Genomic DNA, 20,434 nt, shown 5'->3' on the forward strand with positions numbered 1-20,434 from the left:
CCGCACCGACCACGAAGGAGCGGTTGCGAGCTCGCTCGCGAGCTCCTCGTTGTCGGCGACGAGCGCGGGAGCGTCCTCCCCGAGCGAAATCGTGAGCCGATTCATCTTGCGCGCGCCGTTGCCGCCGAGGGCGCGATCGAGCGGCAGCCACTCGGACGGCTGCCCGAGCCCCGTGAGCTTCACGCTGCCGAGCGGCTGGTCGGCGCCGTCCGCCGTCGTGAGCACCTGGGCGACGGTTGGAAGGGAAGGGAAGCGCAGCCGCGCCGGGTTCGTGTGTGCGAGCGCGGTGACGCGAAGCGCGTAGCCGGCCGCGACGTCGCCGTGCTGGGGCTCCTCGTCGAGCGCTTCCGTCATCGCGACCACCGTGCCGGTGCCGGCGGCCACCGCGAGGTGCGAGACGATGCGACCTGTCCCACTGTCGACGACTGGAATCCCAAGAGGGAGGCCCGTGTCTGGCGCGCGCGGGACGAGGGTGGTCCCGCGCACCAGCGCGCGCCCATCGACTGCCCGGACGCGGGTCGCCTCGGCGGCCCAGAGCACACCCCGCGGCGTGCCCGGTCGCGCGGCGCGGTCGAACGCGAGCGCGTAGGTGGACGTGTTGAGCGAAGCGGGGGTCGGAGCCCGCCCAGCGGTGGGCAGTGCCAGACGCTCGAGCGCCGCCCGGCCGCGCAGGGCGGGGCCCAGGCCAACCGTCCTGAACAGGGCGTCGTCCGTCGCGACGAACGTGTAGGGGTCGTCCGTACACGGAGCGTTCGCCCCTTCGGTCCGATTCTCGACGCAGGGGGCCGCGCCTCGGTGGGCGAGGTGGCTCGTCGCGGAGCCCGGCATGCCGCGAAGCCCCGGCTCGGTCGGCGTGGGAGCGCGGAGCGGCACCTCGAGCAGCGTGTCCTGCGCGGCCCCGATGAAGAGGCGCTGGCCGTCGGCGCTGCGGGCGATCGATCCGAGCGCGGGCCGCGGGAGCCGCGCGCGGCGCGGGTTGGGCGCGTCGGGGCGCGTGGGCACCGGGACGCCGCGATCATCGAGCTCGACGACCCCGAGCTCGTCCGTGTAGGCGGTCGTGACGTAGGCGATCCCGCCCGCGGCGGGCGGGAGCAGAAGGCGCCCCGTGGACCCTCCGCCCAGCGTGCCGAGGGGGAGCACCCGGAGCGACGCCTCGTCCGGAGCCCCCTCTGGCGAGAGCTCGTAGGTGGAGAGCCACGCGGCGGCGTTGTCGTGCCAGAGCGCGTAGAGGCGTCGGTCGCGAACGATGATGTCGCTCACCGTCGTGGGGGCGGCGGCCCCGGGGTCGTCTACTGCCAGGGGGACATAGCGGGCGGCGCCGGAGAACCGGGCGTCACCGGTCGCGCGCGTGAGCACGGCGAGCGCGCTCGCGCGGGGGACACCCTGGACCTGGACACCCAGGAACGCGTGGGTCGCGTCGGCATCGACGGCGAGCGCCGAGAACACCGCGCGCGTGCTGGCTACCAGGTCGAGGTACTCCTCGGACGAGAGCACGATCGCGCGCGGCGCGGGGCTCGCGGTCGGTGCGACGAGGCCGCCGTCGGCCGGCCCGGATCGCGCCGCGACCGGGTCCGCGCCGCGCTGCGCGTGGCACGAGCCGCCGAGCGCCGGGAGCGTCAGCGTGAGCGTGAGCGTGAGCCCGAGCCAGCGCTGACGCGGGTGGGGCGAGGGTGGACGTGACGGCGCCATCCCCGCGAGGATAGCGCGTCGTCGATTGTCCGGGTCGAGAGCGGGGCAGGACGTGCGCTCGGGCCTCGGCCCACGCGCACGACAAGAGGTCATCGTTCGCTCAACGGGGCGATCGAGCGCGCTTCACGGCTCAGCGCGCGCTCACGCCGCGTCACACCCCCTCCCGCGAGCGCTCAGCCGCGGAGCATCTCGAGCAGCTCCAGATCGGGGATCGCGGTCACGTGCTTCGTGCGGATGACGGCGACGTCGGACTCCTCGAGCAGGCGGACGAGCGCGACGCCGTCGAACAGCGCCACCGGCGCAGCGTTCGGGGCCGCAGCCTCGTCGCGGGCGCCCGAGAGGACCTGGCCCGTCGTGACGAGCCAGCCCGCTTGCGCAGGCCCGTAGTGGTGGAGCGCCCCGCGGAGATCGGTCACCCGCTCGCGGCCAATCTCGCGCCCGTCGCGCCGCACCACGATCGCGGTGCGGATCTCGTCGGCACCGTTCTTGTGAGTCGCGGCGAAATGCGACTCGCCGCCCGGCGCGCCGGCGCGCCGGATCGTGCGGAGGTTCGTCATGCCGCTGCGCTCGAGCGCGAGGAGCGCGAGCTCGACGAACGCGTGCCCGGGCAGCTCCTGGAGCTTGCGGAGCATGGCGCGCCGCGCGGCCTCTCGGTAGCGCTCCACGGCGGCGAGGGCCTCTTGCTCGAGGCGAACGAGCTCGGGGCTGAGGGCCCAGTCGGTGAGCGCGACGCGGAAGCCCTGCGCGAAACGGAACCGCGGTCGCTGACCCTGGTCCTGCCGCCGGAGGTTGTCGGCGCGGAGCGACGCCATGAGCTGCGACTGCGCCAGCTGCGGATCGCCCGCGAGCCGCCCGCGGCGCGCGAGCGCCTCCGCCACGGTGCGCTGCGCGATCGCGCCCTGGTTGCGGTCGAAACCACCCAACACCATGACGGCGGCGTCGGCGAGCTCGCGACCGGAGAGGTCCTCGCTCTCGCGGGGCTCGGCGGCGGCGGGGGCGTCGATGCCCGTCGGGGCCCCACCGGCCATGATCTGGTGGCGCTCGCGGATCTGGGGGCGCGGTGCGGGCGCGAGCGGGTCGCGCGCGGGCGCCGCGTCTTCGCCTTCCACGGAGAAGCCGGGCTCGGTCCGCTCCGTGCCGGTCGCCTCGACGCCCCCTTCGTCGCGGGCTCCCCGCCCACGGCGGCGACGGCGGCGGCGGCGGCGACCTCCATCCGGGCCCCCTTCGGCGGCCGCGACCCCGTCGCTGCTGCTGGGCGGCGGCGCGAGGATCGGCTGGTCGTCGTCCTCCTCGTCGTCGAACACGTCGGCCCCGCTGGCCGCGAGGTCGGCGCGGAGGGCGTCCTCCCCGGAGACCTTCATCGCCGGCGCGTCGTCGTCGTCGAAGGGGAGCTGCGCCTGCTGGACGCGGGTCGCGGCCTCGACCTCGAGGGCGTTCACCTCGGAGCCCTCCACGCCCTCGTCGTCGGCGACGTCGGGCTCGGGGGCGTTCTTCTTCTTCTTCTCGTTCCAGTCGCGGAGGGCGAACACGCCGGGCTTCACGCGAATGATCGGGTTGGTCTTGTCTTCCTTCTTCAGGAGGGCCGCGAGCCGGGCGCCCATGGTCACCTCGGGGCTCTTCCCCACGTGCGAGAGCAGGTTCTTCTCGACGGCGAGCTCGGTGATTTCTTTGTAGTGGAGGGGCTTGCCCGCGAGGCGCAAGACCTCCGCGGCGGCTTCAGTGAACGTCATGAAATTCAGGTCTCCTCGGAAGCCACGCCGTCGGCCTCGCCGCGGGCGGCTCGTTGTGTCGGTCGCGTCGCGCTCCGGCCGGACAGGCACGGGTGGCGACGGAGCGGCCCGTATCGCCACCGAGCGGCGTCGCGGGCCTCGCGAAAGCGGTGAGGCCCAGCGCCTGCAACCCTTCCCCGACACGTCACCACATAGCCCGGGGGATTGCCGGCGTCAAACGGCTTCGCGACGCGCTCGCGCGGCCTCAGGGCTTCTGCGGGGCTGCGGGGGCGGCGGGGACGACCGGAGGGGCGGGCGCGAGCGGCGCGGCGGCGGTGGGGGCGGTGGGGGCAGCCGGGCTGCCTTGGGGCGCGGCGCCGTGGGGGCTCGGCTCGTCGAGGAGCTCCTTCAGGCGCCTCTGCCGGGCCGCCTCGTCTAGCCCCGCGCCTAGCTTGGTGGCGTCCACCGTGAGCAGCGGGAGCTGCCCGTTGCCCGAGTTGTACACGGGAAGCTGTCCGTTCCAGCGCTCGAGCCCGCGGTACTGGAGGACCGTAGGTGAAACGCTCAACCTTATGATTTCATTGGCTTTTGCCTCGGCTCGGGCGCGAATGAGGAGCGCGTCCGCCTCGCCCTGGGCCTTCTGCCGCATGGCCTCGGCGCCGCCGGTGGCCTGGGTGACCGCTTGGTCCGCCTCCGCCCGCACCTGACGCACGCGGTTCTCGCTCTGGATCGCGTTCTGAGTGGCCTCCATCGCGCGGTTGATGGCTTGCGCCACGTTCTCGGGCAGGCGGAGCGCGCCGTTGATGGTGAGCTGATCGATGACGACGCCGTCCTTGCCCAGCGCGTCGTGGACGTGCTTCTGCACGTCGGCGAGCATCTTCGACTTTCCGGGCCCGTAGATCGACTGCACCGGCATGGTGGACCCGACCTCGTTGAAGGCCTCGCGGACCACGTTGCGCATGTAGCCGTTCGCCAGCGCCACCATGTCGTTCTGGCGGAACCGTGCGTACAGCTTCGGCGCGAGGGTGGGGTCGATGTGGAACGACAGGCCGATGTCGGCGTTCACGTTGACGCCCTCCGCGGAAGAGAACGTGATGCTCTCGTCGTGGGGGGCGCCCTCGTTCTTGCTGCCCGTCCAGATGACGTTCTGCACGCTCGTGGGGAAGATCACGATCTGCTCGAACATGGGGTTGAAGAACACCCAGCCGGTACGGAGCTCCATGTCTTGAACGCCGCGCGCGTTGCCGGCGAGCTTCACCCGGATCCCGACGTGCCCCGCGTCGATGCGCTTGGTCATCGAGCAGCCAAAGAAGCTCACGACGATGAGGAGGCCCACGAACATCGCGACGCGTCTCAACGCGCTGCCGGACTCGCCAAACTGTACTTTCGCCACGCTCGAGCTCCTTGCAGGTCGCGCCCCTCGCTCGGCGATGTGTTCGCCGCCTCCCGTCGCGCCGCGACCGCGCACGACGAGCGCGACCTACGCTAGCCCCCCGGCGCGCGCGCGTCGACGTCTGCCGGGCGCCGCCGCGCCGCCGCCGTTGCAGTGCGCGACGGTGTGTCATAAGAGCGTGCCCGCATGGTCCAGCCCGCGCTCCTGGCTCTCGTCGCGCTCGTCATCGGGCTCGCCAGCTTCTTTGGTCTCCAGCCCGCGCGCGCGGGCCAGCCGAGCTTCTTCTTGCTGCTCGGAGCGCCGAACCTGGCGCTCGCCCTCTTCGGGCTCTGGCGCGCTCGGCGCGACGGGGTGCTCGGCTCGTGGTTCTCGGTGCGCGGCGGCGACTTCTCGATCGGGTTCGTCACGGCCGGCGCCACGTTCGGCGCCGCGTGGGCGTTCACGAAGGCCTTCATCCCGCCAGGGTCGCCGCGCGAGGCGTGGCTCGCGAGGATCTACCTGCAGCTCGGCGATCCCGCGGTCATTCGCGCGCACGTGGCGGTCTCGGTGCTGGGCCTGGTCGCGATCGCGGCGTGCGAGGAGATCGTCTGGCGCGGCCTCGTCGTCGCGCTGCTCGAGGAGCGCGTAGGGTCGCGTCGCGCCTGGCTCTACTCGGCCGTGCTTTACGCGGTGGCGCATGTACCTGCGGCCTTCGCGCTGCGCGACCCCGCGGCCGGACCGAACCCGCTCCTCCCCATCGCGGCGCTCGGGTGTGGGCTCGTGTGGAGCTTCCTCGGTCGTCGGCCTCGGGCGCCTCACGCCGGGCATCTTCGCGCACGGCCTCTTCCTCTGGGCGCTCGTGGTCATGTTTCGCCTCTGGGGGCCCTCGATCTGAGCGCGTCGGCGAGGCTGAATCCGCGGCTCTCTCCGGGCTAGAGCGCATGATGCATGACGCGTCCGCGCGAGCCATCCGATCCTCTTCCCGAGAGGGCTCCCCTCGACCTTCGTGCGCCGTTCGGGCCTCACGTGCCGGTTCAACCCGACCGCGCTCTCCCCGTCGGCCCCAGCGCCGCCGCCCGAGCGGGGGGGCGTTCGGTGTTTCCTTCTGCCCACGCGCGGTATTAGAAAGGCGGTATGAAGTTTCGCTGCGAACACCGCTTCACCGGCATCACCCTCGCGCAGTACGAGAAGATGTACTTCGACGAGGCCTTCAACACCGAGCTCTGCAAGGTGCTCGGCCTCACGCGCTCGGTCGTTTCGTACGACGTGACCGACACGAAGGTGAAGCGCGTCGTGCGGGTCGCGCCGAACCGCGAGATCCCCGCGCCGGCCGCGAAGATCCTAGGGGCCGCGAAGATCGAGTACACCGAGACCATCGAGTACGTCTTTGGCTCCGGCAAGGCCGACTGGTCGACGGTCTCGAGCGTCATGACCGACAAGGTCGACTCGCGCGGCACCGTGCGCTTCGCCGAGCGCGACGGGGCGGTCGTGCGCTCGGTGGACGGCGACGTCACCGTCAAGATCACCCTGCTCGGCGGGACGGTCGAGAAGTTCATCGTGTCGGACGTCGAGCGGAGCTACGAGAAGGCCGCCGAGTTCACGCGAGACTGGCTCTCGAAGCACCCGCCGGCTTGAGCGCCGGCGGTCGCGCGCCGGCCACGCCGGCAGCGTCGGGTCACGCGCGTCAGTAGGCTCGTGGTGGAAACACGACGGTCGGATCGGCGCCTACCGTGACGCGAGTGCGACCCATCGCGAGCTCGCGCGGGTCTTGGTCCACGACGAGCGCGCTGTCGATGTCGTACGTGCCGGGTTTGTTCATCACGCATGTCACCGGGACGCGCTCGAAGTGCGCCTGCCCGGGGCCGAGAGTGGGCGGCGGGTGGAGGGCCACGGGCTCGTCCATGCAGGGGAGGGGCGTGCCTACGCGGGTCACCCGGAACAGCACCCTCGCGGTCCGCAGCTCGAGCGCACGCGGTCCGCCGTTCACGAGCGCGACGACCACGGCGTAGCCCCCGCGCGCGAACCCTTCCGCGGAGAGGGCTCGCGCGTTCTTGTCTCCGGCCGTCATGGCCCACAACCCAGGCACGCCAGGGTGCGGCTGCGGCGCGCGCTCGCCGCGCGCCTCGACGTCGATCGGCAGGGCCGGGAGCGCGATGGGCGTCGCGCCGCCGAGCGAGAGCTTCACCCCGAGGACGTAGCGGCCCGGCAGGGTGAGCTGGCAGTCGAGGTCGCGCTCGAACACGTGCCCCTCGAAGGGACGGAGGCGAGTCGGCTCGCGCTCGCCTCCCGCCGCCCCCACGAGCGGCCGGCACGGGAACTCGACGCCCTCGCGTCGGGCCGAGAAGGTGACGCGCAGCTCTCCCAGCTCCAGGTGCCCGCGTGTGGTGTTCTCGAACGCGATGCCCACGTGATGGCCGGCCACCCCGAGAGCGCTCGCGCGGTAGGGAATCGTAGGTGGGGAGACCACGCGTACCCATACGCCGGGCCAGCCGGGGAGGAGACTGCCGCCCGTAGGTGTCGTTGCTGGTCGCGCGGCGGGGCTGGGAGGCGCGTGGCTGCCGCCGGTCGGCGGTGGCAGCGCGCATCCAGGGAAGCCAGCGAGCAGCGCCAAGCCGAACGTGAGGCCGAGCAGGCACACGATGCGAACCGAGTGGGGGCCGTGCAGCGGCGACGGGCTCACCGCAGCGAAGGGGGAGATTCGCTCTCGGGGAGCCCCATCACGAGCTTCGAGAGCCCCGCGGCCTCGTCGGCGAGTTGGTTGGCGACCGGGCAAGCCCACTCGAGCTCAATCCCCCCGCGCGCGTCGCGCGCGACGTGCCGCTCGAGCTCGTCGAGGAGGGAGCGGATGAGCGCGAGCCGGGCGCGCACCCGCAGGACGATGGCAGGATCTCGACAGCTGATCGGCGCTTCCGTGCACATGGTTGTCCGCCGAAGCAAGTTCAAAGCCACTTGAAGTGACATCGCCGTAGGCGCTAGTCACCGTCGGGTCGGTCCGACTCGCGCGCCTCGCGAAGCACCTCGGGGCTGGCCTTCCGGTCCTCCGGGTTCGTGCCGAGCGAGCCGCTCGTCACGCCTATCTCGTCGTCGAGCTCGCGATCGTGTTCCTCGCGCAGGTGCTCCTCGCGCTCCATCGCGACGCCCGCGATGGCGCCAATCGCGGAGCCGATCGCACCTCCCGCGATGGCTCCCACGGGCCCAGCGACGGCGCCTACGATCGCTCCGGCCACCGCGCCCGACAGCACGGCAGCCTCCGAGATCGCGTGGGGATGCGCGGGCACGCCGGGGATGACGTCCTGCTGGCTCTCCGGAGCGGCGGGCGGCGTGGGCGGCGTCTTCGAGGGGGGTTGGATCGTGGCCATGCCAGAGCAGTAGCACGCGCCATGCCAATGAGCACTCGACCCGTCCCGTCGGCGCGCCGCCGGCAGACCCGCAGCGCTTGCGCGGACCGCAATCCGTGCGCGTGACGCGCGCCAGGGAGAGGTCGCGCAGGCGCTCCTTCGGGGGCACCTTCAGGGGGGCGGATTCGGGGGAAGGATGGGCGGGACGCCCGCCCGCTCCCGGGCTCCGTTGACGGCACCGAGCACGCGGGGCTGCCCGAGGAGGCGGCGCTTCCCAGGGAGATCCGCCAGCAACAGGCCTGCGACCACGGTGAGGAGGCCCTGGCCGGGGACGCCCGGCAGCGCGAGCACGAGGCCGATCACGACGAGCGCGCCGGCGAGCACGTTGCGCGCGATCCGGCGCGTGAGCGTCTCGGAGGGACCCGGCTCGGTGAAGTACGTCGTGGGAAGGCGCAGGAGCACCGCGCGAGCGAGCCAGAGGCTCCCGCAAGCGGAGACCACGAAGAGCGTGGCGGCCAGGGCCCAGCGCATGAGGTCGGGTAGCACGTTCCACCGAGCGCCGGCGCGGTCGATCTCCCGCGCCTGCCGTGGCTTCCGTGGTAAGCGCGACTCGGTGAGCGCGTTCGAGCCCGGTGCGACGGTGTTCGACGGGTGGCGCGTCGAGCGGGCCACCCGGGCCGAGCCCCTCTGTGAGTCGTACGTCGCCCGTCGGGACACCGGCGAGCGCCGCGACGGGCTGCTCCACGTTTTGTGGCTCCGCGTCCGCGATCGCGCGCTGGCCCGCTGGAAGACCGAGATCGTGCGGGTCAACCGCATCGGGCACCCCGCGATCCCGAAGACGTTGGACGGCGGGGCGACGGAGGCGGGGCGTGCGGTCGTCGTGACCGAGATGATCGCGGGCGAGTCACTGGAAGAGCTCCGCCGCGCATGGGATGGCGAGGTGCCCGGCGAGGTCGCGGTAGCGCTCGTGGTGGAGCTGCTCGAGGCGCTCGACGCTGCGCACGCGCGCGGCGCGGTCCACGGAGCGCTGCGCCCCGAGAGCGTCTTCGTGGACGAGGCGCGGCCAGGCTCGCGGCTCTGCCTGATCGATTTCGCCTACGCGCGTCTGCTCGAGGAGAGCCGGCGTCGGCGCGGCGGCGAAGAGACCGCCGCGTTCGCCGGGTTCACCGCGTACCTCGCCCCCGAGCAGCGCACCGGCACCTACCTCGCGGACGCGAAGACCGACGTGTTCTCGGCCGCGGCGATCGCGGTTCGTCTGCTGGGCGGCGATCCTCTCGGGCTCGCGCGCACCGAGGTGGCCGGCCACGCGCGCCGCGACCTCGTCCGTTCACTCGTCCGTGCGCGCGGCCTCCCCGAGCCCGTCGCGGACGCGCTCCTCACGGGCCTGCAGCCGTCGCGCGCCGAGCGTCCGGCGGCCGCCCGCGTGCTCGGCGCGGCGTTGCGCGACGCCGTCGGCGAGCGGCTCGTGGTCGCCGAGAAGTGGAACGACAGCGAGGAGGTGCTCACCATCGCGACGCTCGCCGAGCTGCAGTTCGTGCTGCTTGAAGAGGCGCGCCTCAGCATGGGCGTGTCGCACACGGGCGTGGACCCGATGGCCGTCCCGCGGGTCGAGGACTTCTCGCGGGAGTTTCGCCCGCCGAGCGCCGCGCCCCCGAGCGGCTTGGTGCCGCCGGCGCCGGTCCCGTCGCGGCCTCGCGGCGTCGCGCCCTCCGCGCCCGCGCCCGCGCGGGCGTCCGAACCCGCGCGGGCGTCCGAACCCACGCCCACGCCTGAGCCGCCGGTGTCCGTGCCCTCCGCCGTAGCCGCAGCCGCGTCCGCACCGGCCGCGGCCACCGTGCCCCCGGCCGCGGCCAGCGCCAGCGACGACCTCGACTCGGGCTGGCCCGAGGATCTCGACGAGCCCGCCATCGCGGAGTCCGTGACGCCGCCTCCTGCGCGACCGGCGACCCCGCCTCCCGCAGGGGCCCCACCCGCCGCCGTCCTCGCGGGTCGCTTCGAGATCGTCCGCGCGTTGGCCACGGGCGGCACGGCGACAGTGCACCTCGGTCGTCCCCTCGCGGGCGGCTCGCTCGTCGCGATCAAGCGCCTGCACCCGAGCCTCACGGCCGACGAGCGTTGCGCCAACATGCTGCTCGAAGAGGCGCGGCTCGCCTCGCGCATTTCCCACCCCAACGTCGTCCCGATCCTCGAGGTGCTGCGCGACGCAGGCGAGGTGATGCTCGTCCTCGAGTACGTCGACGGGCTCACGGTCTCTCAGCTCACACGGCAGCGCGACGGTCGCCTCGCGGTGCCCGCCGAGGTGGCCGCCGCGATCGTGGTCGGCGCTCTCCGCGGGCTCGGGGCCGCTCACGACGCGCTCGCCGAGGACGGGCATCCCCTCGGGCTCGTTCATCGAGACGTCTCGCCGCAGAACATCATGGTCGCGCGGGACGGGGCCGTCCGCGTGATCGACTTCGGCATCGCGCGCGCTCTCGGCCGCGTCGAGATGACGACCGGCACCGAGCTCCGCGGCAAGGTGGGCTACATGGCCCCCGAGCGGCTCCGCGGTCACAAGACCGATCTCCGCGTGGACCTTTGGTCGGCCGGCGTCGTGCTGTGGGAGCTGCTGGTGGGGGCGCGGCTCTTCGAGGCCGACGATCCCATCGAGGTCGCCGTCCGCGTGTGCACGGCGACCCTCGCCCAGACCGGACACGACGCGCTCGACGCCGTCCTGGAGCGGGCCCTCGCCCGCGATCTCGAGCAGCGCTACCACACGGCCGAGGAGATGGCGGCCGCGATTGAGGCCGCCATCACGCCCGCCACGGCGGCGCAAATGGCCGAGTATCTTCGTGATCCGAGCGCTTGGTCCGGACCACCGGCCGCGTCGCCGGAGGCCCCCGCGCCAGCGCGTCCGCCTCCGGGCGCGTCCTCCGACCTCGCAGGGCCAGCGAACGCCGGACCTGACCACGCGCCCGACCTCGGCGCGGAGGCGCGGGAAGAGTCCGCTCCCGCGGCGCCCCTCGAGGCCCTCTCCGAGGCCCGCGCGCCCGAACCGGCGGGCGCAGTTGGCGGGTCGCCGGACGCGGTGGTCGAGGCGGAGCCCGCGGTCTCCGCCGACCCGGTCGCGAACGTCATGACGGGCGAGGCCGAGGCGGCTCCAGCGACCGTGGACGCGGAGACCCCCGCCCCGACCGAGCAGCCCGCGGCGGCCGAGGCGGGCGCTCTCGTCTCGCGCCGCGAGGCCGGCGGCCGTGTTTGGATCGTCGTCGCGCTCTTGGTGGTCGCCGCGGTCTTCGCGGCCTGGGCGCTGCGCCGCTGACTCGCGTCGGTTGCGCGTCCGCCCCTCATCGCCTCGCGAGGGCGTGGAGCGCCAGGAGGGTCGCCCCGCCCGCCGCGAGGCCGGCGACGATCTCGGGCCACAGAGTCACGAGGCGGGGCCGCACGCGCCCTGAACGCGCCCGGAGCAGCGCCGCTTGCCGATCCTCCCACGGCGAATGCCCCTCGGCGACGCGGCGGACGGCGCCGAGCGCGACGAGCTCGTCGCAGAAGGCCTTGGCGTCCGGCGGGCGGGCGGCGGGGTCCTTGTGGATGGCGCGCATCACGAGGGCCGCGACGGGCGCCGGGATCCACGGCGCGACCTCCCCGAGCGGCGCGGGCTCTTCGGACAGCTGCGCGTCCGCTAGGCGCTGGTCGTCGTGCGCGTGGTGCTCGAAGGGCGAGGCCCCGGCGAGCATCTCGTAGAGCACGAGGCCTGCGGCGTAGAGATCGCTCTTCGGCGCGGCTGCCTGGGCGCGGAGCTGTTCGGGCGCGGCGTAGCGCACCGTGCCCGAGAACGTGCCCTCCGAGCGGCCGTCGGCGAAGGCTATGACGCCAAAGTCAATGAGCTTGACCACTGGCGGGCCGTGTCGCGGCGTGTGGAGGAAGATGTTCTCGGGCTTCACGTCCCGGTGGACGACCGGGGTGTCGTGCGTGTGCGCGCAGTGGAGCGCCGAGAGCAGCTGGCGCGCGATCTCGAAGGCGACGTGCGGGGGGAGCACCCCTTTGGCGTCGAGCACGTCGCGGAGGTTCTGTCCGACGAGCAGCTCCATGACGTAGAAGGGGACGCCGTCGTCGCCGCGGTCGAAGTCGTAGACGCGCACGATGTTCGGGTGCTCGAGCTGCGCGAGGATGCTCACCTCGTCGAGGAACATCTTCACGAACGCCTCGTGCCGCGCGAGGTCGGGGTTCATGCGCTTGAGCACGCCCTGGATGTGTGGCGGCTTCACCACCTGGTACACGACGCCCATGCCGCCCTCGCCCAGCTTCCGGACGAGCTTGTACTTGGACCCGAACAGCCGACCTCCTGGCCGGGACTCGGATGGCGAAGGGCTCACGGTCACGCGCTGAGGCTACAGCGGATCCCGCGGATCCGGGCCGGGAAGCGCCCGCCTCCCCGATGGCTCCGATGGCACCGCCGAGTCGATCCCGCGGCGGGCTCCCGCGTCGTCCAGCTGGTCTATAGTGGCGCGACGGCCACACCGTGCCGCCGAGGAGCGACCATGTCCAGCATTCATCAGTCGGAGAAATACGGCACCATCGATCTCGAGTCGGTCGCGGGACTCCAGACCGCGCTCGTCCTGCTCGACGTCGACTCGGGCGAGGTCGATGGCATCCTTGGGCCGAAGACGCGGGAGGCGATCAAGGCGTTCCAGGCGATGGCCGGCCTGACCGCAGACGGCGTCTCGGGTCCGCAGACCCGCGCCGCCTTGGACGCGGCGCTCACGCAGCTCGCCGAAACCGGGCTCTGACCCTCGCCCACCTCGGCCAGAGCTACGGCGCCGGCGCGGGGGGCTCGGGTGGCGGCGTGAAGCGGCTCTTCGAGACCTCCGCGCGCGCAGCCTCGGCGCGCTCGGCGTACTCCGGCACCTCGGGGTGCCGCTCTCGCAGGAGGGTGAACGCGTGCAGGGTCTCGGCGTGGAGCTCGAGGCTCGCGGTGAGCCGCGCGTACTCGAGCAGGTACTCGTCGCGCTCGGGCGCGGAGTCGATGGCCTTGCGGTAAAACGCGACCGCACGCCGCGGGCTGCCTCGACCGAGGTAGAAGGCGCCGGCGAACGCGAAGTTCTCGGCGCAGTCCTTCGGCGACGAGCAGCCCGCGTTCGCCACGCGGGTGATGGCCGAGTCGACCTGCTCCGTGAGCCCCGTCGACTCCATCAGCTCGACGAGGCGCACGAGGCACAAGCTCCGGTCGGAGACGCGGTCGGTGGCCGCCTCGAGATCGCGCACGGCGCCCTGGGGATCACCGCCCGCCGCGCGGAGCTCGGCGCCGAGCGCATATCCGTCGCATTCGGTCGGTGCCGCCTCGCGGAGGCGCCCCGCGAAGGCGGCCCCCCGATCGATGCACTCGCGGCCCTTGCACCAGATCGCGGCGTCGCGGACGTCGCTCAGCGCGTCCCGGGCGTGACGCCGAAGCGGTCCCGTGGCGGCAGGATCGAGGGCGAGCGCGTCTTCGTCGAGCCCCGCGCGGGTCGCGGGCAGGCGCAGCTCGACCTCGGTCGCGATCCACTCGATGGCGTCACGTCGGTAGGGGCCGATCGGCAGCAGCTCGACCGCGTCGTCGTAGTCGCGGACCAGGCGCGAGACCTCTTGGCCCCACGAGTCGCCTCCGCCGTCCTGCTCCAACGCCAAGCGGTACTCGACGCGGGCCTGGGACGGCACCGTGCGGGCGAAGAGCCGCGCCAGAATGAGGTGCACGGGCCCGTAGATGGGGCTTCGCTCGAGGGCGTGCCCTGCCCACGCGAGCACGGGGCCATCGCGCAAAGCCTGCCCTCGCACCGCCGCCGCGTAGAAGAAGTACGGCTCGCCCGGGTGGCGCAGGATCGCACCGCGGAGCGCCGCGTCGAACTGCGCCCGCGACGCGGTCCGGTCGGTCGCGAGCTTCCCGACCGTCTCGCGGTCCGGGTAGAGCCCGCCCGGAGCGCCGCGCACCGCCGCGAAGGCGGCGAGCCCGGTCGCGAGCAGCGCGGCGCCCGCCGCGACGCGCGGGTGCCGGGCCCACTTCGGGATCGCTCCACCCTCGGCCTCGCGGCCCGTCGCGATCGCCGCGCACGTCGCGGCGAGGACCATCACGCCGGGCAGCTCGCTCGAGAAGTCGACGAGGTTGTGGACGCAGAGGCCGATGAGCGCGGCGTAGGCGCCTACGGGGGCCTTCGTCGGGTGGGCGAGCACCCACCGCGGCCGAAGCGCCAGGAGCAAGACGCCGAAGAAGATCGCGGCGCACGGGAGCCCCCACTCGACGACCACCTGCGCGACGACGTTCTCCGGGTGCGTCATCGTGATGAACCCACCGCTCGTTCGGTAGGCGGGGAAGGTCGACTCGAACGCTCCGCGCCCGACGCCGAACACGCCGTGCGGTCGGATCATCGCGAGTGACTGGAGGATCGGATCGAGCTTGGTGGTGTCCTTACTGGATAGCTCGCCGCGCGCCTCTTCGCTCCCCGCGAGGATGAGGAGGCCGACGCCGACTCCCGCCGCCAGCACGAGCAACATCGGGCCACCTGCCGCCGCCGCGGTGCGCCCGCCGCGGCGGGCACGGTAGGCGACGAGCCCGACGATGACGGCGGACAGCGCGCTGGTCGCAATGCCGCCGCGGGACGCGATGTAGAACTCCATCCCCAGCAGGAATAGGCAGCACCCGGCGAGGAGCACGCGCTCCCGCGCGGAGCGGGTCATCGCCATGACCCCGAGGCCCGTCGCGAGGCCCAGGTTGAGGTACCCCGCGAGGTGGTTGCCGTTGAGGATCGGGGCCAGGTGCTTGCCGTAGTCGTACTCCGGTCGGTACACCCCGAGCACCCGCTCCGCGCCGAGGACCGGGTGGAGGATCGACGCGGCCGCCATGAAGAGCGCGCACCCGATGACCACACGCTCCAGGAACGCGACGCCGCCCCGGCGGGTGGTGAATCGGAGGGCCGTGGCGAACGCGAGCAGGTAGGTCAGGCCTCGGAGCACCTCCACGCGGGTGGCTTGCGGGTCGAGGCTCATCGACACGGTCCCCGGGCCCGGGGACCCGAAGCCGCGCAGACATCGCTCCCAAATGTCCGCGTTCGCGGGCGCGATGAGCCTGACGAGCGACGCGGGCAGCGGTAGCGCCGTGACGGCCGTGTACACGACGAGGCCGACCGCCAAGAGCACGAGCATGGACGCGCTCACCCGGGGCCGCAGGGGCGCCGCGTCAGGGAGGTAGCAGAGACCGAACGCGAGGGCGATCAGCGCGGCGGAGACCGCCAAGGCGTACGTGTGGATCGAACCCAAGGCGAGCCCGCAGCTCGCGATGCCCAGGACGAACGCTACCTTCGCCGCGCGCGTGGTCCGCCCGTGCCCGTCGGTTGTCCCGTCCACCCATCCTCTCGTAGCGCATCTCACGACCGAGCGGGGCCGGGTCCCATCGATTCCCAGTCCGGGTGCCCCTTCCCGGGCATGTATGCTTTTGTGGGAAGGTTGCGCGAATGTCGCGGCGCCTCGCCGCATCACACCTGGCGCTTGGGCCGGGAACGGCCTATGACGGCGATTCCAGATGGAACAGGACGAGCAGGAGACTCCGGGACGCGAGCGCAGGGCCGAAGGCCAGGCCGCGGCGCGCATGCTTCGCGCCGTGCTGAAGGCGTGGCCCTTCCTCGTCGCCGCGGCGCTCTTGGGGGCCGGCGTCGCGATGGCGGTGTCGAAGGCGATTTCGCCAGTCTACGAGGCGGTTACGACCATCGAGTTCGACCCGCAAGCCGTTCGGCCGCTGACGGCGGACAAGTCGACCGGCCTCCAGAGCAACATGCTCGTGGACACCGCGGAGTACTACAACACTCAGAACCTCATCATGTCGAGCGACAAGGTCCTCGCCATGGTGGTCCGCGACCTCAATCTCACGACCGATCCGGAGTTCCTCAAAGGGCCGGCGAGCAAGCCGGTCACCACGGAGGACGCCGTCCTGATGCTGCGGCCTCGGGTCAAGGTGGACCCGCTCCTCGGCAGCCACATGGTGGCGCTCCGCGTGCAGGACTCGAGCCCGCGTATGGCGCGGAAGCTCTCGGAGGCCGTCGCGCGCGCCTACATCCGTCAGAACCTGGAGAAGTCGTCGGTCGCGACGGCCGAGGCCGTCGTGTGGCTTGGCGGGCAGCTAGACCACTACAAAATCGAGCTCGAGGCCAACGAGAACCAGCTCCACGACTTCAAGAGCCGCAACCAGCTGCCCAGCTCGACCCTCGACGAGGTGAGCAAGATGATCCGCATAGAAATGGCGGACTATCAGCAGGCGCTCACGCGCACGCGTACGCGTCGCCAGGAGCTCGCGGCCCGCGTCGCCGAGCTCCGCAAGGTCGACTCCGACAACCCCGATCGCGTGCCGGCCTCTGAGTTCCTGACGAACTCCTACCTCACCCAGCTGCGAAACGCCTTCCAGACAGCGTCGCGCGAGCGCCGCGAGCTCGTCGCCGAGGGGAGGGGCGAGAACCACCCCTCGGTGAAGAAGGCCGACGAGAAGATCTCCGCGGCGCGCAAGGACCTGCACGAGGAAGTTCGCAACATCCAGGGCGCGATCGAGCGCGATCTCGCGGTGGTCCAGCGCCAAGAGGGCGGCGAAGCCACACTGTACGAGGGCAGCCGCAAGAAGGCCGTCGAGCTCAACCTGAAGGAGCTCGAATACCGGCGCCTCGACCGCACGCGGTCGGAGAACGAGAAGGTCTACACGCTGCTCCTCGAGCAAATGAAGCGGGCCGACCTCGTTCGGATGATGAACGTGAACAACGTGCGCATGGTCGACCCCGCGCAGGAGCCGATGCTGCCCCTGCGGCCGAACGTGCCGGTCAACGTCGGCGTCGGAGCCGTCGCGGCGCTCATGCTCGCGGTCGTCTTCGCCCTCGTGCGAGAGCGCCTCGACAACTCGGTGAAGGGCGCCGACGACGTCGAAAACGAGCTGCACGCGACCTTCCTCGGTCTGCTCCCCACCGGGAGCGCCGCGGCCAAGGAAGGACGCCGCCCCCGTCGCGGCGCCGACGAGCAGCCGCCCGAGCTGACGGTCCACTACGAGCCGCTCTCGGGCGTGGCCGAGGCCGCGCGCGCCCTGCGCACGAACCTGCTCTTCATGAACCCCGATCACCCCTATCGGGTGATGCTCGTCACGAGCGCCGTCCCGGCCGAGGGCAAGACCACCGTCGCGTGCAGCATCGCGATCGCGCTCGCCCAGGGCGGCCAGCGAGTCTGCATCATCGACTGTGACCTCCGACGCCCCCGCCTGCACCGCATCTTCGACCGCGCGGGCGACGCCGGCCTCACGAACGCTCTCGTGGGCGATGCCACCCTCGACGAGATCGCGTTGCCGACCCTCGTGCCCAACCTCTCTTCCATTCCGGCGGGGCCCATTCCCCCGAACCCGGCCGACATGCTCCACTCCGAGCGCTTCAAGAACCTGCTCGCGGAGCTCGCGGGTCGCTTCGACCGCATCGTGATCGACAGCCCGCCGCTCGCCGCGGTCACCGACTCTGCGATCATCGCGAAGCTCGTCGACGGCACTGTGTTCGTGGTGCGCGCGTTCCGCACCTCGGTCTCCATGAGCCAGCTCGGACTGCGCGCCCTCACCGACGTCGACGCCAACGTGATCGGGTGTGTGCTGAACGCGGTCGACTACCGAAAGGCGTCGAGCCACTACTACCAGTACTACGCCTACCGAAACGAAGGCTATCGCGCGGACGAGCCGCTGAAGGGCGGCGAGTCGGTCGCTCCCTCCCCCAACTGACCCTCTGTCGACGCGCCATGCCTCGCCCGGCCTGCGTTGCGATGGGAACAATGCCGCGCGCCCCAACGTTCACCGCGCGTGACCGCTCGACGTCCCGAACGCACCCGCGCCCTCCCGGCGCGCTCGGCGTCGCCGCGCCCGCCGCTCCACTCCCGATGCTCCGCGCCGCCGGGGCGCTGGGGTCCACGCCCCGAAGCGCCGAGGCGCCGGTCCGCGCGGGCACGCGGGGAGTCGCGGCAGGGTCGTGTCGGGGTCGACAGTTCCCCGGCGCCGGCCAAAGCTTTTGATAGCGTAGGCGACGGCGAAGGGCCGACACTCCTTCACGAGGCGGATCGCGTATGATCGTCCAGAGGGGCGGCGCGAAGGTCTCCGGGGGCCGCCCCAGAAGTGTCATCCAAGGGGGAACTTTCTTGCGACTTCAACGTCACAGCGGTTCGGCCTCGGCGCTCCAGCGAGCGGGCCGAAGGTGTCGCGTCGGCGCTCGAGCCGCGGGGCACGCCGGAACGGAGCCTTCCCCATGACCACTCACGACACTCCCCAGGGGCGCCTCGACGCGCTCCGGGCCCCGGTTCGGCGCGCCGAGCTCCGCATGCGGCTCTCGCGCGCGCTGCGAGGGGCCTCCACCGCGCTCTGTTTCGCGTTCGCGGTCGCCGCGATCGCACTGGCCCTCCGGAAGCTCGGCGTGCTCCCCGAGCGCGCGACCCGCATCGCGCTCGGCGTCCTCGCCGCCGCCCCCCTCCTCGCCGGAGCCGCGTTCGGCCTCCGCCGCCTCCCTCCGCAGGCGGGCGCGGTGGCGCTAGACCGCCACCACGCGCTCTCCGACCGCATCGCCAGCGCGCTCTCGTTCTCGGAGCTGCCGGCCGCGGAGCGCACCCCGTTCATGGACGCGGCGATCGACGACGCGCTCGAGCACGCTGGGCGGGTCGAGCCGAAGCGCGCGGTGCCCGTCCCCGTTCCGCCCGACGCGTTCGTGGCGCTCGGCCTCGCCGCGCTGGTCGTGCTCGTCGCGCTCTTCGAGGTGCGCGTGCACCAGGCCGTGAAGAAGGCCCAGATGATCGACGCGGTCGACGTCACCGCGGACGACATCGACGCGATGAAGGAGTTCTTGAAGGAGCTCGAGCAGAAGCAGCAGACCGAGGAGGCGAAGGCGGCGACGCAGGAGTTCAACCAGCTCATCGAGGACCTCGCGGCCAAGCGGCTCGATCGCACGGAGGCGTTCCGTCGCATGGAAGCCCTCGAGAACAAGCTGCTCGAGGGAAGCGAGGCCGACAAGAAGGCCCTGGAGGCAGCGCTCCAGAAGATCGGCGAGGAAATGAAGAAGGCCGAGCTCACCAAGCCTGCGGGCGAGGCGCTCGACCAGAAGAACATGGTCGACGCCGAAAAGGCGCTGAAGGACCTCGCCAAGAAGCTCCGCGAGCAGGGCGGGAAGATCGACAAGGCCCAGCTCGAGAAGATGCGCGAGGCGCTCAAGGCCGCGGCCGGCGACCAGAAGAAGCGCGCCGAGGCCCTCCAGCAGCGCAGGGAGGAGGCCGAAAAGTCTCTGCTCCAGCAGAAGCAGAAGATGGGCGACGGCGGCGCGAACGAGCAGGAGCGCAGCCTGCTCCAGAAGAAGGAGCGCGAGCTCCAGCGGCTCGACCGCGAGCGCGAGCAGCAGACCGAGCAGCAGCGGCAGCTCGATCGCCTCGACCGAGAGCTCCAGCAGGCCGCCGACGACCTCATGAAGGACCTGAACCTGTCCGCGAACGACCTCGACCAGGCGGCCGAGGACATCAACCGCATGGCCCGCCAACAGATGAGCCAGCAGGAGAAGGCCGAGCTCAAGCAGAAGCTCGAAGAGCTGCGCCAAATGCTCCGGCAGCAGGGGCAGGGGGGGCAAGGGCAGATGCAGCGGCTGCGCGTGTTTCAGCGTCGCGCTCAGGGCCAGGGTGGCCAGCAAGGCGGCCAGCAAGGGCAAGGCCAGCAGGGCGGTCAGCAAGGGCAAGGCCAGCAGGGCGGCCAGCAAGGCCAGCCGGGCGGGCAGCAAGGGCAAGGCCAGCAGGGCGGCCAGCAGGGGCAAGGTCAGCAGGCCGGTGGCCAAGGCGGCCAAGGCGGCCAAGGCGGCCAAGGCCAGGGGGGTCAGGGCGGCCAGGGCGGCGAGACCTGGATCCTCGGTCCCAACGGCGAGAAGCTCATGCTCATCACCCGCGGCCAGGGCAGCGGCCAAGGCGGTCAGGGGCAGGGCCAGGGCGGTCAGGGCGGCCAGGGCCAAGGCCCGGGCGCGGGCACGGGCCACAACGATAAGGTCCAGGGCGGCGCCACGAACCCGAAGATGGGCACGCAAGACACTCAGGTCGCCGGTCAGGACACGGGCCAGGGCGGCAGTCGCAGCGAGGTGATCTTGGGCGCCGCGGAGCGCGGGTTCGCGTCGCGCGGGTACAAGAAGGTGTACCGCGAATACAACACCGTGGCGGAGGAGGCCCTCGACAAGGACGAGATCCCCGGAGGCTACCGGTTCTACGTTCGGCGGTATTTTCAGCTCATTCGCCCACGCGAAGGCCAGGAGTAGGCCGCCGCCGTCCAACGTTTACGCGACACGACGCGACACCGACGC

The 20,434-nt window shown here is 72.2% G+C and carries 15 protein-coding genes; 6 read left to right on the forward strand and 9 right to left on the reverse strand.

All coding sequences use genetic code 11. The features are described from left to right. The 3 genes from IPQ09_04045 to IPQ09_04055 all read right to left on the reverse strand — a co-directional run. A partial coding sequence (locus tag IPQ09_04045) for a hypothetical protein (protein ID MBL0193392.1) occupies positions 1-1,689 on the reverse strand: 1,689 nt, incomplete at its 3' end. A 173-nt stretch (positions 1,690-1,862) separates the two neighbouring features. Further along, on the reverse strand, positions 1,863-3,419 hold the full coding sequence (locus IPQ09_04050) for a restriction endonuclease (protein MBL0193393.1): 1,557 nt from the start codon (positions 3,417-3,419) through the stop codon (positions 1,863-1,865). A 244-nt stretch (positions 3,420-3,663) separates the two neighbouring features. Then, the gene (locus tag IPQ09_04055; GenBank protein MBL0193394.1) at positions 3,664-4,791 is read right to left on the reverse strand and encodes a prohibitin family protein; all 1,128 of its coding nucleotides are present in this window, start codon (positions 4,789-4,791) and stop codon (positions 3,664-3,666) included. 186 nt (positions 4,792-4,977) lie between these two features. Between IPQ09_04055 and IPQ09_04060 the strand changes: the two genes are divergently transcribed. Continuing rightward, positions 4,978-5,706, forward strand: coding sequence for a CPBP family intramembrane metalloprotease (locus tag IPQ09_04060; GenBank protein ID MBL0193395.1), 729 nt, complete (start codon positions 4,978-4,980; stop codon positions 5,704-5,706). A gap of 198 nt (positions 5,707-5,904) precedes the next feature. Next, the gene (locus IPQ09_04065; protein ID MBL0193396.1) at positions 5,905-6,405 is read left to right on the forward strand and encodes a DUF2505 domain-containing protein; all 501 of its coding nucleotides are present in this window, start codon (positions 5,905-5,907) and stop codon (positions 6,403-6,405) included. A gap of 49 nt (positions 6,406-6,454) precedes the next feature. Here IPQ09_04065 and IPQ09_04070 read toward each other — a convergent pair whose 3' ends face one another. The 4 genes from IPQ09_04070 to IPQ09_04085 form a co-directional block, all read right to left on the reverse strand. Beyond that, positions 6,455-7,450 carry a hypothetical protein gene (locus IPQ09_04070; GenBank protein ID MBL0193397.1) on the reverse strand — a complete coding sequence of 332 codons (996 nt, stop codon included), beginning with the start codon at positions 7,448-7,450 and terminating at the stop codon, positions 6,455-6,457. After that, on the reverse strand, positions 7,447-7,689 hold the full coding sequence (locus IPQ09_04075; protein MBL0193398.1) for a hypothetical protein: 243 nt from the start codon (positions 7,687-7,689) through the stop codon (positions 7,447-7,449). The genes IPQ09_04070 and IPQ09_04075 overlap by 4 nt, the downstream gene beginning before the upstream one ends. A gap of 53 nt (positions 7,690-7,742) precedes the next feature. Beyond that, positions 7,743-8,129, reverse strand: a complete 387-nt coding sequence (locus IPQ09_04080) for a hypothetical protein (GenBank protein ID MBL0193399.1) — start codon at positions 8,127-8,129, stop codon at positions 7,743-7,745. A gap of 150 nt (positions 8,130-8,279) precedes the next feature. After that, a complete protein-coding gene (locus IPQ09_04085; GenBank protein MBL0193400.1) occupies positions 8,280-8,639 on the reverse strand; it encodes a hypothetical protein in 360 nt (119 codons plus the stop codon). Here IPQ09_04085 and IPQ09_04090 point away from each other — a divergent pair. Next, on the forward strand, positions 8,638-11,406 hold the full coding sequence (locus IPQ09_04090) for a protein kinase (protein ID MBL0193401.1): 2,769 nt from the start codon (positions 8,638-8,640) through the stop codon (positions 11,404-11,406). The genes IPQ09_04085 and IPQ09_04090 overlap by 2 nt on opposite strands. A gap of 25 nt (positions 11,407-11,431) precedes the next feature. Here IPQ09_04090 and IPQ09_04095 read toward each other — a convergent pair whose 3' ends face one another. Further along, complete coding sequence (locus IPQ09_04095; GenBank protein MBL0193402.1) at positions 11,432-12,460, reverse strand: serine/threonine protein kinase; 1,029 nt, start codon at positions 12,458-12,460, stop codon at positions 11,432-11,434. 165 nt (positions 12,461-12,625) lie between these two features. On the opposite strand from IPQ09_04095, the gene IPQ09_04100 reads away from it, so the two are divergent. Further along, positions 12,626-12,874: a peptidoglycan-binding protein gene (locus IPQ09_04100; protein MBL0193403.1), complete on the forward strand. Its 249-nt coding sequence runs from the start codon at positions 12,626-12,628 to the stop codon at positions 12,872-12,874. A 22-nt stretch (positions 12,875-12,896) separates the two neighbouring features. On the opposite strand, the gene IPQ09_04105 is transcribed toward IPQ09_04100, so the two are convergent. Continuing rightward, positions 12,897-15,461: an O-antigen ligase family protein gene (locus IPQ09_04105; protein MBL0193404.1), complete on the reverse strand. Its 2,565-nt coding sequence runs from the start codon at positions 15,459-15,461 to the stop codon at positions 12,897-12,899. 175 nt (positions 15,462-15,636) lie between these two features. Between IPQ09_04105 and IPQ09_04110 the strand changes: the two genes are divergently transcribed. Together IPQ09_04110 and IPQ09_04115 are read left to right on the forward strand one after the other, a co-directional pair. Beyond that, on the forward strand, positions 15,637-17,844 hold the full coding sequence (locus tag IPQ09_04110) for a polysaccharide biosynthesis tyrosine autokinase (protein MBL0193405.1): 2,208 nt from the start codon (positions 15,637-15,639) through the stop codon (positions 17,842-17,844). 517 nt (positions 17,845-18,361) lie between these two features. Next, positions 18,362-20,389: a hypothetical protein gene (locus tag IPQ09_04115; protein MBL0193406.1), complete on the forward strand. Its 2,028-nt coding sequence runs from the start codon at positions 18,362-18,364 to the stop codon at positions 20,387-20,389. The last annotated feature ends 45 nt before the right edge of the window (positions 20,390-20,434 follow it).

This window comes from Myxococcales bacterium (assembly GCA_016720545.1).
Taxonomy (GTDB): Bacteria; Myxococcota_A; Polyangia; order Polyangiales; family Polyangiaceae; genus JAAFHV01.